The 12,656-nt window shown below is 64.9% G+C and carries 14 protein-coding genes; 6 read left to right on the forward strand and 8 right to left on the reverse strand.

Annotation, left to right across the window (positions count from 1 at the left end; genetic code table 11):
* Positions 1 to 7: 7 nt before the first annotated feature.
* Together THI_RS04060 and THI_RS04065 are read left to right on the forward strand one after the other, a co-directional pair.
* Positions 8 to 712 (forward strand): PspA/IM30 family protein, encoded by a 705-nt coding sequence (locus tag THI_RS04060; RefSeq protein WP_013104956.1) that lies wholly within the window; start codon positions 8 to 10, stop codon positions 710 to 712.
* Between the two features lie 92 nt (positions 713 to 804).
* Entirely contained in the window at positions 805 to 1,398 is a 594-nt protein-coding gene (locus THI_RS04065) for a thioredoxin fold domain-containing protein (protein ID WP_013104957.1), read from the forward strand.
* Between the two features lie 14 nt (positions 1,399 to 1,412).
* Here THI_RS04065 and THI_RS04070 read toward each other — a convergent pair whose 3' ends face one another.
* The 3 genes from THI_RS04070 to THI_RS19170 form a co-directional block, all read right to left on the reverse strand.
* The gene (locus THI_RS04070) at positions 1,413 to 2,078 is read right to left on the reverse strand and encodes a thioredoxin fold domain-containing protein (RefSeq protein WP_013104958.1); all 666 of its coding nucleotides are present in this window, start codon (positions 2,076 to 2,078) and stop codon (positions 1,413 to 1,415) included.
* A gap of 107 nt (positions 2,079 to 2,185) precedes the next feature.
* Positions 2,186 to 2,998 (reverse strand): SLAC1 anion channel family protein, encoded by an 813-nt coding sequence (locus THI_RS04075; protein WP_331437131.1) that lies wholly within the window; start codon positions 2,996 to 2,998, stop codon positions 2,186 to 2,188.
* Positions 2,999 to 3,004: 6 nt separating this feature from the next.
* Positions 3,005 to 3,181 carry a hypothetical protein gene (locus tag THI_RS19170; protein ID WP_197535436.1) on the reverse strand — a complete coding sequence of 59 codons (177 nt, stop codon included), beginning with the start codon at positions 3,179 to 3,181 and terminating at the stop codon, positions 3,005 to 3,007.
* Between the two features lie 159 nt (positions 3,182 to 3,340).
* Here THI_RS19170 and pdxH point away from each other — a divergent pair, with 159 nt between their 5' ends.
* Positions 3,341 to 3,979: a pyridoxamine 5'-phosphate oxidase gene (pdxH, locus tag THI_RS04080; RefSeq protein ID WP_013104959.1), complete on the forward strand. Its 639-nt coding sequence runs from the start codon at positions 3,341 to 3,343 to the stop codon at positions 3,977 to 3,979.
* Positions 3,980 to 3,995: 16 nt separating this feature from the next.
* Here the strand turns inward: pdxH and THI_RS04085 are convergent, their stop codons facing one another.
* The gene (locus THI_RS04085; RefSeq protein ID WP_041609143.1) at positions 3,996 to 4,340 is read right to left on the reverse strand and encodes a hypothetical protein; all 345 of its coding nucleotides are present in this window, start codon (positions 4,338 to 4,340) and stop codon (positions 3,996 to 3,998) included.
* Positions 4,341 to 4,420: 80 nt separating this feature from the next.
* Between THI_RS04085 and THI_RS04090 the strand changes: the two genes are divergently transcribed.
* The gene (locus tag THI_RS04090) at positions 4,421 to 5,011 is read left to right on the forward strand and encodes a thioredoxin fold domain-containing protein (protein ID WP_013104961.1); all 591 of its coding nucleotides are present in this window, start codon (positions 4,421 to 4,423) and stop codon (positions 5,009 to 5,011) included.
* A 9-nt stretch (positions 5,012 to 5,020) separates the two neighbouring features.
* On the opposite strand, the gene THI_RS04095 is transcribed toward THI_RS04090, so the two are convergent.
* The 3 genes from THI_RS04095 to msrA all read right to left on the reverse strand — a co-directional run bounded on the left by THI_RS04095 (position 5,021) and on the right by msrA (position 8,967).
* On the reverse strand, positions 5,021 to 7,069 hold the full coding sequence (locus THI_RS04095) for a TonB-dependent receptor (RefSeq protein ID WP_013104962.1): 2,049 nt from the start codon (positions 7,067 to 7,069) through the stop codon (positions 5,021 to 5,023).
* 255 nt (positions 7,070 to 7,324) lie between these two features.
* Positions 7,325 to 8,407, reverse strand: a complete 1,083-nt coding sequence (locus THI_RS04100) for an HPP family protein (protein ID WP_013104963.1) — start codon at positions 8,405 to 8,407, stop codon at positions 7,325 to 7,327.
* Positions 8,404 to 8,967, reverse strand: coding sequence for a peptide-methionine (S)-S-oxide reductase MsrA (msrA, locus tag THI_RS04105; RefSeq protein ID WP_013104964.1), 564 nt, complete (start codon positions 8,965 to 8,967; stop codon positions 8,404 to 8,406). The genes THI_RS04100 and msrA overlap by 4 nt, the downstream gene beginning before the upstream one ends.
* Positions 8,968 to 9,106: 139 nt before the next feature.
* Between msrA and THI_RS04110 the strand changes: the two genes are divergently transcribed.
* Positions 9,107 to 9,625: a copper chaperone PCu(A)C gene (locus tag THI_RS04110; protein ID WP_013104965.1), complete on the forward strand. Its 519-nt coding sequence runs from the start codon at positions 9,107 to 9,109 to the stop codon at positions 9,623 to 9,625.
* 292 nt (positions 9,626 to 9,917) lie between these two features.
* Here THI_RS04110 and ubiD read toward each other — a convergent pair whose 3' ends face one another.
* A complete protein-coding gene (gene ubiD, locus THI_RS04115; RefSeq protein WP_013104966.1) occupies positions 9,918 to 11,471 on the reverse strand; it encodes a 4-hydroxy-3-polyprenylbenzoate decarboxylase in 1,554 nt (517 codons plus the stop codon).
* A 305-nt stretch (positions 11,472 to 11,776) separates the two neighbouring features.
* Between ubiD and THI_RS04120 the strand changes: the two genes are divergently transcribed.
* Positions 11,777 to 12,640 (forward strand): lytic transglycosylase domain-containing protein, encoded by an 864-nt coding sequence (locus THI_RS04120; protein ID WP_013104967.1) that lies wholly within the window; start codon positions 11,777 to 11,779, stop codon positions 12,638 to 12,640.
* The last annotated feature ends 16 nt before the right edge of the window (positions 12,641 to 12,656 follow it).

The raw sequence follows: 12,656 nt of genomic DNA on the forward strand, positions 1-12,656 counted from the left end.
AACTCTCATGACCCTGTTCAAACACGCCGCCGAAATTCTCGAAGCCCGCGTCAACACCTTTCTCAACCACGCCGACGACCCGGCGCAGACGCTGGATCTGTCTTACGAAAAAATGATCACCACGCTGCAGGACACCAAGCGGCACCTGGCCGATGTGATCACCGAACGCATCTCGCTGGAAAACCAGATGACCGCTGCCAAGCACGATGCCGACAAGGCCGAAGCCGACGCCCGCATGGCGCTGCAGGCGCAGCGCGAAGACCTGGCGCGCGCCGCCTTGGGCGAAAAGCAGGCCGCGCAGCAAAAGATCGATTCGCTGCAACAGGCGCACGACAACGTGGCCGCGCAGGCCGAGAAGCTCACCGCCTACGAGAGCAAGCTGCAGGACCGCATCGAACAGTTCCGCACGCAGAAAGAGGTGATGAAAACCCAGATGGCGGCCGCCAGCGCCGAGGTCGGCGTGTCCGAGTCGCTCACCGGCCTGGGCACGGGCCTGGCCGATGCCGGTGACGCCATGCGCCGCGCGCAGGACAAGACGTTCCAGATGCAGGCCAAGGCCGAAGCCCTGGAAGGCATGACCGAAGCCGGCATCCTCAGCGATCCGCTGGACCAGCGCGACAGCACCGAGAAAGCGCTCGACAAGCTGCGCACCTCCACCGGGGTGGACGCCGATCTGGCCCGGCTCAAAGCGGAGATGGCGTCGGCCAAGTAAGCGCCAACGATCGACCTCCGGGTCTTCTGCGTGCGCGCTGTGTTTGCGGCATACTGCGCCGACAAACATCCCACAAGACGAGGAGACCGCGCATGACTCTCAACCGCCGCGCTGCGTTGCGCACTGCCTTTGCCGCCGTCGTCGCGGCCAGCGTCATGGGTCTGGCGCCTTTTGCCAGCGCCCAGCAGACCCAGAACCCCGCCGCCGTCAAAGTGCTCGGCGAGATGGGCAAGGCCACGATCATCACCGAAGGTCGTGGGCCGCGCGTGATCTACATCTTTTTCGACGCCAACTGCCCCTACTGCCACGAGCTCTACACCAACCTGCGCCCGAAAGTGGGCAAGGACGGACTGGAGATTCGCTGGGTGCCCGTGGCCGTGCTCACCCCCACCAGCGTGACCAAAGGCGCCGCCATTCTTCAGGCGCCAGACCGTCTCAAAGCGTTTCACGAAAACGAGAACACCTACGGCAAAGGGCCGACAGGGCAGGGCGGCGGCATCGCCCCGGCCAGCAAGGTACTGCCCGCCACAAGCGCCATCCTCAACGCCAACAACGCCTTGCTCGAAGCCACCAAATCGCCGGGCGTTCCGACCCTGCTCTACCGCGACAAACAGGGCGACGCCCTGCTCGTCGTCGGCCCGCCTGATGCGCAGCAGCTCAAGGACATCCTCGCGAGCGTGAAGTAGCTCAGGACCGCGCGTCAACTGGCGCTGCGCAGCACGGTTGCGATGGCATCTTCCGGCAGCAGGCCGACGATCAGGTGGGCACGGCCGTTGGCGGTGCGATAGAGCATCACCGGAAAGGTGTGCAAATTCGCCTGACGCATGAGCGCGGCGTTGGTCTGAAGCTGGTGCAGCACCCGGGCGCTGGGGTGGGCCAGGGGGCGGATGCCGCCTGCCGGGCTGTCGCCGAAGTTCCAGTCGTCCTCATTTTTGTGGAAGGCTTTGAGCGGATCGGGCGCGGCGAGAATGGCTGCAGCCTTGCCCGGGCTGCTGGCTTCGAGTTGCCCCACCGGAATCCAACGCAACTGCAATCCGCCTTTGCCGACTTCCGCCCGTGTGGCCAGGTAGAGCTTGTGCGAAAACGGGCAATTCGGATCGAAAAAGATGTAAACGATGCGCGGCCCGGCACCCTCCTGAATCCAATACGCCGAGCCGATCTCCTTGAGCAGCTTGGCCGCCCGGGCCGCCTCGGGGTCGGCCGACCATTCGGTGCCGGAATTCGCCGCCTCTGCCGCAGGGGACTGCCAAAACAGTGGCAGGGTCGCGGCAGGCCACGCTAAGGCCAGCCGCAACAGACGCCGCCTTGACGCCGAGGACGGCCGTGCACAAGGCGCATGAGGAACGACGGCGTTCTGTTCAGACACGGCGGCCTCCTTGGGGCGGCGGCTTCAAAGTCACGGCTTCACATTAAGCAGCGTCACGCCGCCTGTAAAGCACAGTTACCCTGAGTCGCGCCCCAGCAAGTCCGCCCTCATTCCGGGATGAACACCTTGCCGTCCCCGATAGCCTTGAGGGTGAGCACCACGAGCAGGGCGATGAGCGCGGAGGTCAGCGCCAGCAGCGCCCCGCCCAAGCCTATTAGAAAGCTGCTGCCAATCTTGCTGCCCATGGTCAGCGAAGCGATGGTGATGGCGGCCAGCGGGAAGGAATAGGCCCACCACGACATGAAGAACGGCACTTTGCGGAACTGCGGAATTTGATAGAACAGCAGCAGGGTGGTGAACAGCGCCACATAGAACAGCACGCGGGCGAAGTTGTCGATCACGCCGCCGTCCAGCGCCAGATACGACAGGAAGCCGACCGCCGGAGGTGCGATGAGGATGAACAGCGTGGGCAGCAGCTTGGCGGGCACCGGCGGGTGGAAGAAGAAGCGGTTCATCATCACTGTGAGCAGCACGATCCAGAACACCAGCCCGACGCTGAAAAAGAACCAAGAGATTTCGGGCGAGCCGTGCGTCATGCCGGCAATGGGCACCAGTATGTTGCCTACCACCGGAATGAACCAGGCCGGTGTGGAGTGCTGGATTTGGTAGTGCGTATGGTGAATCCACGACGACATGATGACCACGGTGAACACCAGATGCAGCGTAATGCCGCCCCACCACATGGCCTGCGACCAGACGGGCTGCACATGCAAAAAGGCGATGGACAGCAGCAGCGCGCTGATGGAGATGGCCGGGAAGAAGCTGATGCGCACCGGGTGGTTGAACTCGGCCCTGAGTTCGCCGGGGTAGCGCAGGGCCTTGGCGCCATAGCCCAGCAGCAGCAAGACAAACAGCGCCAGCGCGACTTAGCTCAGGCCGATGCCCACGCCGTGCGGCATGGCGAGCACCTGCGCCGATTTGTGCCAGGCGATGGCCAGGCCGGTCGTTCCCATGACGGTGGCGAACAGGGTGATGGGGAAGTGGGCCAGCCAACTGCTGGCGTGCGCCGGTTCGGCGGATTGCGGTGCGGAAGTAGTGGACATGGTGTGGGTAATAGTTGAGAAAAATGGTACGGAATTGTGGGCGCGCGGTCGCTGATTGATATTGATCGAACGCAATATTGAAAAATTTTGATACATGATTGTGACTTCAGTCACATCCTCCGCAAGGAGCCTGCCGGGCTCCATTTCTATACTCCCTGCATGAAATCACTTTCCGATTTGCGCAAAGACTACAGCCGGGCCGAACTGGACGAGGCTCACGCCAAGGCCGATCCGCTCAAACAGTTCGAGCATTGGCTGCAGCAGGCCATGGACGCACAGGTGCCCGAGCCCAATGCCATGACCCTGGCCACCGTGGGCGAAAACGGCCGCCCCTCCACCCGCGTCGTGCTGATCAAACACGTCGATGCGCGCGGCATTGTCTGGTACACCAACTATCACAGCCGCAAGGGCCGTGAGCTGGCGGCGCACGCCTTTGCCGCGCTGCAGTTCCACTGGGTGGAGCTCGAGCGCGTGGTGCGCATCGAGGGGCGGGTGGAGCAGGTCAGTGCCGAAGAGTCGGACGCTTATTTCGCCAGCCGACCGCTGACCTCGCGCATCGGCGCCTGGGCCTCGCCGCAGAGCGAGCCCATCGACGGGCGCGCCGTCCTGCTCAAACGCGCCGCGGAATTCGGTCTGCGCTACGGCATCAGCCCGCCGCGTCCGCCGCACTGGGGCGGCTATCGTCTGATTCCCGATGCCTGGGAGTTCTGGCAGGGGCGACCCTCCCGTCTGCACGACCGACTGGCGTATGCGCTGCAGGCCGATGGCCGTTGGAAGCGCCAACGCCTGGCGCCTTGAATCTTGAACAGTTGCGTCAGTCGTCGAGCAGTTCCAGCGTGGCCGCGCTATCAGTGCGGCGGATGGCGACGCGCAGTTCCACATACTCGGGCAGCTCGCTCATCGGCGTTGGGTCGGCTTCGCAGGCGCAGCCCGGAATGATGCTGAAGTAGCTCAGCCCCGCCTTCACCCGCAGATCATCGTCGCCTTCACTGCGCTGCAGCACCATCAGGCTGACGTCGTCGGTCAGGGCGTGGCTGCCGCGGCATATGCCTTGCTGCAACGGGCCGATCAGCGCCCCGGTCTGTTGCAACTCGGCCAGCAATACCGCGCCGAAATTGGGCTGGGTCCAGGCGCTATGCGCGGCGGGTAGGGTGAGCATCATGGTGGACTGTGTGCTGAGGGTGAAATTCTGCGGCATTATTGACGCTGTTGATCCATCCATACAACAGGGAGACCCACATGCCTTCGCCTCAATTCATTCATCGCCGTCATTTGTTGCGGGCTTTGGCGGCCGCCCCGTTGATGGCCGCTTGGCCCGCCGCCCGGGCGCAAAGCGCCCGGCAGGCCGAGGGCATTCTGGCGAATATCAGCAAGGCCACGTTCATCGCCGAGGGGACGGGGCAGCGCGCGCTCTACATTTTTTTCGATCCGAACTGCCCGTTTTGCCATGAGCTGTTCAAGAAGCTGCGTGCCTTCGTGGGCAAGGACGGGGTGCAGTTCCGCTGGATTCCGCTGGGCATGCTCACCCCCAGCAGCCTGCCCAAGGCGGCGGCCATTCTGCAGTCGCCCGATCCGCTGACGGCCTTTCACAAAAACGAGAACGACTACGACTTCGCCGCCAACGGCCAACCCGGTGGCGGCATCGAGCCGGCGGAGTCCATCACTCCCAAGGTACGCGCCGAGCTGGCGGCCAATCTCGCGCTTTACAACAGCGAAAAGCTGTTTGGCGTGCCGGTGGTGATCTGGCGCAAGGCCGATGGTCGCGCCGACATGATGATCGGCGTGCCCTCGGATGCGCAGATTCAGATCATGCTCAAGCAGGCGCGCTGAACGCGCCGCTCACAGGCTAATCTGCACCCCGGCGGCGATGCCGCGTCCGGGCAGCGGCGCGAGTTGGCGCAGGGTGTCGATCGCGCTGGCGCTGTAAGCCGTCTGGTCGAGGAGGTTGCTCAGTTTCACGAACCACAGCCCGGTGCGGCCACTTGCCGTGAAGCGCTGCGTCAGGCTGGCGTTGACGCGCACAGACCCAGGAGTCGGGCCGAGCAGATCGCTGCTGGGCATGCGGTTTTGCCGTGCGGCCATTTGCACTTCGACGCGCGCGCTCCAGTTGCCGCGGGTGTAGTTCAGCGCCGGGGTGAAGTGCAGCGGGGCGATGCGCGGCAGCGGCTGGCCGTTGGTCAGGTCGTCGGCGCGCACCCAGTCGAGCCGTGCGGCGAAATCCAGTCGCTGCCCGCCCTGGTCGAGCAGGGGCTGCAACAGGCTGGCCTCGATGCCGGAAAAGCGCGCCTGCACGCCGACGTAGAGAAATTCCGGCAGCGAATCTGGCGTGTCTGGCGGCACCGGATTTCCATCGCCATCAACGGTTTGGCCCCCGCGAACCAGCCCGATGTAATTGCTGTAGCGGGTGAGAAAGGCGGTGGCTGAATAGCGCGCTCTGGCGTTTTCCACCTTCACGCCCAGCTCCACGCTGTTGCTGCGCTCCTTGCGCAGCGCGGGGTTGCCCCGCTCGTAGGCGCCGGTGGCGTCGTGCGGGCCGTTGGCGTAGAGCTCGTCGTAGCTGGGCGCGCGCTCGTTGTGCGCAAGCGTGCTGGTGAGCGCCACCTGCGGCGTGAGCGCGTATTGCGCCTGCACCGCCACGCTCATCGGCGTGAAGCGCTGCGCGCTGGCGGCGCCAAAGCGGGCGATTCCCGTGGCGCCTTCACCGTCTGAATTCACCCGCGCGCTTTCCAGCCGCGTCCCGGCCGACCAGGCCCAGCGCCCGCTGGCGCCGCTGGCCAGGCCGAAAACCGCGGTATTGCGGGTGTGGGTCTGCGGCAGGAAGGCCTCGTCCCCCAGCGCGGAAAAGGCCAATCGCAGCGCCTGCAAACCCAGTTGCAAGTCGATGCCGGCCAAGCGGCGGCGCAGCGACAGCCGCAGCGTGTCGCCCTGGTTGACGAACCGGGTCGCGGGCTGGCCGGAGTCGAGTTCGGTATGGCGGTAATGGGTATGGGTGTAAGCCAGGGCGAGCGCCTCGGCGCCGAGTACATGCCGCAGTTCCCCGCGCAAGCTGGTGCGTTCGGAGCGCATGTCGATTTCCACGTTGGGATCGACGATGGTGCCATAGCGGTTGGCATCGCTGCGCACCGAAAGGCCGACAAATCCCCAGCGGCCGGTCACCCCGCCGCCCAGACCGCCGCCGTAGCCGTCGGCGGCGGAGTTGCGCACCCGGCCATCGACGATCGACTCTGCCTGCGCACCGTTTGGGGCGACATAGTCGCTGGCTCGACGCTTGTAGCCGTCGGCGTGCAGGCCGAGCGCGCCGTTGCCGCCGTCGAGCGAAAACGCCGCCGATCCGCCAGGAAACGCGCTGTCGCCGCGGAGCTGAGCGAGACCTTCGACGCCGCGCAAGGGCGCGGTGGGAATGGCGTCGTCGATCACGTCCACCACCCCGCCGACCGCGCCGCCGCTGTAGGGCAGGGCTTGCGGACCGCGCAACAGCTCGATGGCGCGTGCCGCCAGCGGGCTGAGCGGGGCGTTGTGGTCATAGCTCGCGGCGGAGGCGTCGAGCAGCGGCGAACCGTTGGACAGGATGTCCACCCGGTTGCCATCGAGCCCGCGCACGACAGGTCGGTCGGCGTTCGGCGCGTACCAGGTCGAGGTCAGTCCCGGCAGACCGGAAAGCGCGGCGCCGAGGGTGCTCGACTCGCCTTGGCGCAGCAGGAGCTGCGGCCCGGTCAGATCGACCGTCGGGGCGCCTGGTGCGCCGATGACAGGGGCAGCGATGACATCGATCGCAGGCAAGGAGGGGGTCTCGCCAGCGGCCTGCGCCTGCGCGAGCACGGTCTGCGCGAGCAATAACGCCAGCGCCAGAGGCCGCAATTGCGGCAAGGGGTTGAGGGTTTTCGGCATGGAGGACAGGGCAGAAGAAACGTCTGAGAACGATTCGAGTGTTACGTTATCTTATAACGTAACACTGCGATGTGAAGGGCCTGTGTCGCGTCCATGTCTTATGAGAAACCCCAGGTCTGCCCCAAGTTTTCTTGTCCACCTCGCGGCTTGCAAGCCGCTCGGATTCGGCTCCGTCCAAGCTGCCGCAGGGCAGCTTGGAGCCGCGGGCCTCATCCCCTTGTGGTCTGACGTCAACGGGGGCGGACTGGGGCGGTTTTACCCTGTGGTGTCCGGGTGTCCTTGCTGCGCGGGCCGGTGCAGGGCGCGCATGACGTCGCTTTGCGTGATCATGCCAACCAAGCGTGCGGCGTCATCGACCACCGGAATGTGATGGTGGCCGCTGCCCGCGAAGAGCGGAATCAGCTCCGACAGATGCCGTGCTGCAGATACCACCTGCACCCGCCGCGTCATGCGCGCGGCAACGGGCGTGGCCGACTCACGCATGGCGCTGGGCGCTGCATCCGGGTCGGTGCGCAGATCGGCCGCGGTGACGATGCCGATGACCTGCCGCTGTGCGTCGATCACGGGAAGCGCCTTGATGCCATGCTCTTCCAGGCGATGCAGGGCGTCGGCCACGCTGTCATCGGGGCGGGCGGTCTGCACGTCACGCTGCATGATGTCGCTGCAGCGCACGCTGTCCAGCCGCTGTTGGTAGGCCTGCGTCTGGGCGTCTTCGAGCAGGCCACGCAGGGTGGCGCGGTCGATGTCGAGCACTTCGCCGTAGCGGGCCACCGCGGCGTCGATGGCGCTGGAGAGTTCGTCCGCATTGGGCAACACGGCGTCAGCCGCGGGCTGCGGGGCGGGGTGCGGTCTGCGCGTGGCCGCATGCCACAACAGGGCACAGAGCACGAGCAGCGCGGAGTTCAAGGCAACTGGCATGAAGGCAAAACGCCAGTCCGTGGTGTGGGTCAACACCGCCAGCAAGGCCGCCGCGCCGCCTGGCGGGTGCAGGCATCGCGCCTGAAGCATCAGCGCAATCGCTCCGCCGACGGCCATGCCGGCTGCCAGCCAAGGCGGGCCGATCCAGAGGGCGCAGGTAATTCCCGCTAGCGTGCCGAGGGTGTTGCCGCCAATCACCGACCAGGGCCGTCCCAGCGGGCTGCTGGGCAGCGCAAACACTATGACGGCGCTGGCGCCGATGGGTGCGACCAACCACGCAAGCTGTGTCCAGCCGCTTGCGCCTTCGACCCACTGGCTGATCGCGCCCACGGCGGCCACGCCCAGCACTGCGCCCAGCGAAACACGAAACCATTCGGCGATGCCTACGCGCGGGCTGCCCGCGGCCTGTACCGCGCTCATGCATCCTTACGCAGCAAGGCGGCGTATTGGCGGCGCAGCTTATCGACCTTCGGCGCAATCACCGCGGCGCAGTAGCCCTGATAGGGATGGTGCGTGAAATAGTCTTGATGTTCGGACTCGGCGGGGCTGTAGTTCGCTTCCGGTGCGATCTCGGTCACGATGGGATCGGTGAAAAGCGCTTGATCGCGCAGGCCTTGCACATAGGCGCGCACGGCGGCGAGCTGGGCTGCGTCATGGGTGTAGATGCCCGAGCGGTATTGCGTGCCGACATCGTTGCCCTGCCGGTTCAAAGTGGTGGGGTCGTGCATGGCGAAAAATACCTCGAGCACCGTGTCCAGACTCAGCACATCGGGGTCGAAATCCAGCCGGACCACTTCGGCATGGCCGGTCTGCCCCGTGCAGACCTCACGGTAACTGGGGCGCAGCGTCGTGCCATTGCTGTAGCCGCACTCCACGCGCAGCACACCGCGCAGCGGGCGGTAGGCGGCGTCGAGGCACCAAAAACAACCGCCAGCGAGGGTGATGCGCTGGGGCAATGCGGGCAAATTGAAGTCGGACATGGGGCGAGAGTCGTGAGTGCGGCAATTTGCCGCGGTCTGGGGATTGTCGAAGGCTGACAAAATGCACGCCTTTTCTATGGCGATTTTCGCTGACTATCCGCGGAGACGTTGTGCGGTTGTAAATATGGGGAGTGACTTGATGAAGCGTCTCAATTTGAGCCGTCGCCAGACACTGGTGATGACTTCTGCCCTGCTGATGTGGGCCGCCGCCCCGGCCGCACTGGCGCAACGCACAGGGGATATCGAAGTGACACGGGCGCAGGCGCTGCCGTCGATTCCCGGTGCGCGCAATGGCGGCGGATTTCTGACTCTCGTCAACCACGGTCAGCAAGACGACAAGATCGTGGCCGCCGCCTCACCCGTCTGCGGCCATGTCGAGCTGCACACCATGAGCATGGAAAACAACATCATGCGTATGCGCGAGGTCGGCGACATTCCGGTGCCCGCAGGCAAGACCCTGCGCATGCAGCCGGGTAGCGGCTATCACCTGATGTTCATGGACTTGAAAGCCCCTCTGAAAGAGGGCGAGAGGGTGCCGGTGACGGTGAAATTCGCCCACGGCGGGCAGATGGAGCTGCAACTCAAGGTCGAGCCGCGCGACAAGATTGCGGGCGATGTGCCCATGCCGGGCAAGGCAATGCACGGCGGCATGCACTGAGAAGCCCGCAGACCCCTGAAATTGAGACGGGCCGCAAACCTGGAGGTATGCGGCCCGGGGTTCCGACAGTCGGGTTTGCTGCCGCCTGTCAAGCTCATGCAGGGATGCATGATGGGGGTCTAACAACAGTCCGGGTTCCACCCGATCTGTTTGCCGTAGCAGCTGCACTGCAACGACGAACCAAAGGTACGCCTCCTGCGTTGTCTGCGTCAAGATGAAACATGACTGCGGGCAAGGGGTATGGTTGAGCCTTCCGAACAGCCTCTGCGCAATACCTTGAATTCATTGCGTTTTATGTCGCAATCGGGCACGCCAGCAGGGCGTCGATCAAGCCTTGCATGCGAGCCTGCGCCTGGGCATCCGGCACGATGGCTCGGCCCCATTCGCGCTGAGTCTCGCCCGGCCACTTGTGGGTGGCGTCCAGCCCCATTTTTCCGCCCAGGCCCGACTGCGGCGAGGCGAAGTCCAGATAGTCGATCGGCGTGTTGTCCACCAGCAGCGTGTCTCGCACCGGGTCCATGCGGGTGGTGATGGCCCAGATCACGTCGTTCCAGTCGCGGATGTTCACATCGTCGTCGGTGACGATGATGAATTTGGTGTAGAGAAACTGCCGCAGAAAGCCCCAGATGCCGAACATCACCCGCTTGGCGTGACCGGCGTAGGCCTTGCGGATGGACACCACGGCGAGCCGGTAGCTGCAGCCCTCGGGCGGCAGATAGAAGTCCACGATCTCGGGGTATTGTTTCTGCAGGATGGGCACGAACACCTCGTTGAGCGCCACGCCCAGCACGGCGGGCTCGTCCGGCGGCTTGCCGGTGTAGGTGGAGTGGTAGATCGGCTGCTCGCGATGGGTGATGCGCTCGACCTCGAACACCGGAAACCAGTCTTGTTCGTTGTAATAGCCGGTGTGATCGCCGAACGGGCCTTCGAGCGCGTGGAGATAGCCGTTTTTTTCCATCAGCGGCACGCCGGTTTCGCTCTCACCCTTCCACCCGGCTGGAGCGGGCGGCAGATGGCCTTCGAGCACGATTTCCGCCGAGGCGGGAACCTGTAGATCGAGCCCCACGCAGCGAGCCACTTCGGTGCGCGCCCCGCGCAGCAGGCCTGCGAACTGGTATTCGCTCAAGGTGTCGGGTACGGGCGTGACCGCGCCCAGCGTGGTGGCCGGATCGGCGCCCAGCGCAACGGCCACAGGGAAGGGTCGCCCAGGATTGGCCAGGGCGAATTCCCTGAAATCGAGGGCGCCGCCCCGGTGGGCGAGCCAGCGCATGATGAGCTGGCGGCGGCCGATGCGCTGCTGGCGGTAGATGCCCAGATTTTGCCGCTTGCGGGGTTGCGGCACGTTTTGCGGGCCTCGCGTGATGACCAGTCCCCAAGTGAGCAGCGGCGCCACGTCGCCCGGCCAGCAGGTCTGCATCGGCAGGCGGTTCAGGTCGACGTCGCCGCCCTCCAGCACGACCTGCTGGCAGGCGGGGCGCGAAACGGTACTCGGGCGCATGTCCCACACCGCTTTGACCAGATGCATCAACTCGCCCGCATCTTTCAAGCCTTTCGGCGCTTCAGGCTCCTTCAGGCGGGCGAGCACTTCGCCGATGCGGCGCAGCTCGCTCACGTCTTGCGCCCCCATCCCCAGCGCCACGCGCTGCGGCGTGCCAAACAGATTGCCTAGAACCGGCATGGCGTAGCCCGTCGGCCTTTCAAACAACACCGCTGGCCCACCCCTGCGAAGCAGGGCGTCGCAAACCACCGTCATGTCGAGATGCGGCGAAACGGGCTCGGCCGTGCGCCGCAGCAGGGAAAGAGTCTCCAGTTGGGAGAGAAAGTCGCGCAGATCCCGATATTTCATATAACCAATAAAAGTGAAAGACAAGACCTTGTGCGTTGACTGGGAATAACGACGTTCCTAAAATTCGATCCGTGTTTGCCCTAGGTGCCTGAACTCAGGCGGGCAACACACTCGCCCCGAAGCACGCCTTGCCGCGAACGACACAAAGATCGAACGCTGCAATCGATGCAGGCCTTTCTCGAAGGCCGCATCTTAGGCTGCCGGGCTCCCTTGGTGAGCCTGTGCTGTCGGATCTGTGCCCTTGGGAACTGGCGCTGGCTGTCTTGCGACACCGCGGCAATTCCATTCAGACACAGGAGTGTTCCATGTTGAACGCCATGCAATCTTCCCTGCCGCGCGCACGTCGGCTGGCAGGTGGATTTTGGGAATTGACCCACCAGACTTTGATGATGGTGGGCTTGTTTGTGGTGGCCGGAGGTGCGTATCTGTACTTCCAGCCTCAAGCGATGACGACCCTGGACCGCGGCCTCACGCAGTGGGTCATGGCGCGCAAGACAGCGGCTGACGAACTTCAGGCGCTGGCGCAAAAGCCGGCCGATGCCCTGCTGCCCATGGTGCAGGCGGAGCCCGCGCCAGGCAATGGCTTGCCGGTGCTCACGCCGCAACAGCGCACGGTCTCCAACTGGCTGGCGCGGCGCTACAGCATTGCGCCCAATGCCATGGCGCAGCTCGTCAGCGCCGCCTGGACGGTCGGTCGCCAGCAAAAACTCGATCCTCTGCTCATTCTGGCGGTGATGGCGGTCGAGTCTTCGTTCAATCCTTATGCAGCCAGCGGCGTGGGCGCCACCGGCCTCATGCAAGTGATGGCCAATGTGCACCGCGACAAGTTCGCTCCCTTTGGCGGGCCGCAAGCCAGTATCGATCCGCTGGCCAATATGCGCGTGGGCGCGCTGGTGCTCAAGGATGCCATCCAGCGCGGCGGTTCGGTGCGCGCGGGCTTGCGCTACTACGTCGGCGCCACGAATGACGCGAGCGAGGGCGGTTATGCCGACAAAGTGCTGGCCGAACAGGCGCAGCTCGAACGAGTGGCCGGCGTAGCGCCCAAGCCGGTCGCAACGCCGATGACGGCCAGCACGGCGGGCCACATCGTCGCGCCGCATGCGGCGCCTGCCACGGCCAAATCGACGGTGGCCGCAGAGCCTGAACAAAAACACGCCTCACTCACCTGACGCCACGCGACGCGTT

The sequence above is a fragment of the Thiomonas arsenitoxydans genome, assembly GCF_000253115.1.
GTDB classification, from domain to species: Bacteria; Pseudomonadota; Gammaproteobacteria; order Burkholderiales; family Burkholderiaceae_C; genus Thiomonas; species Thiomonas arsenitoxydans.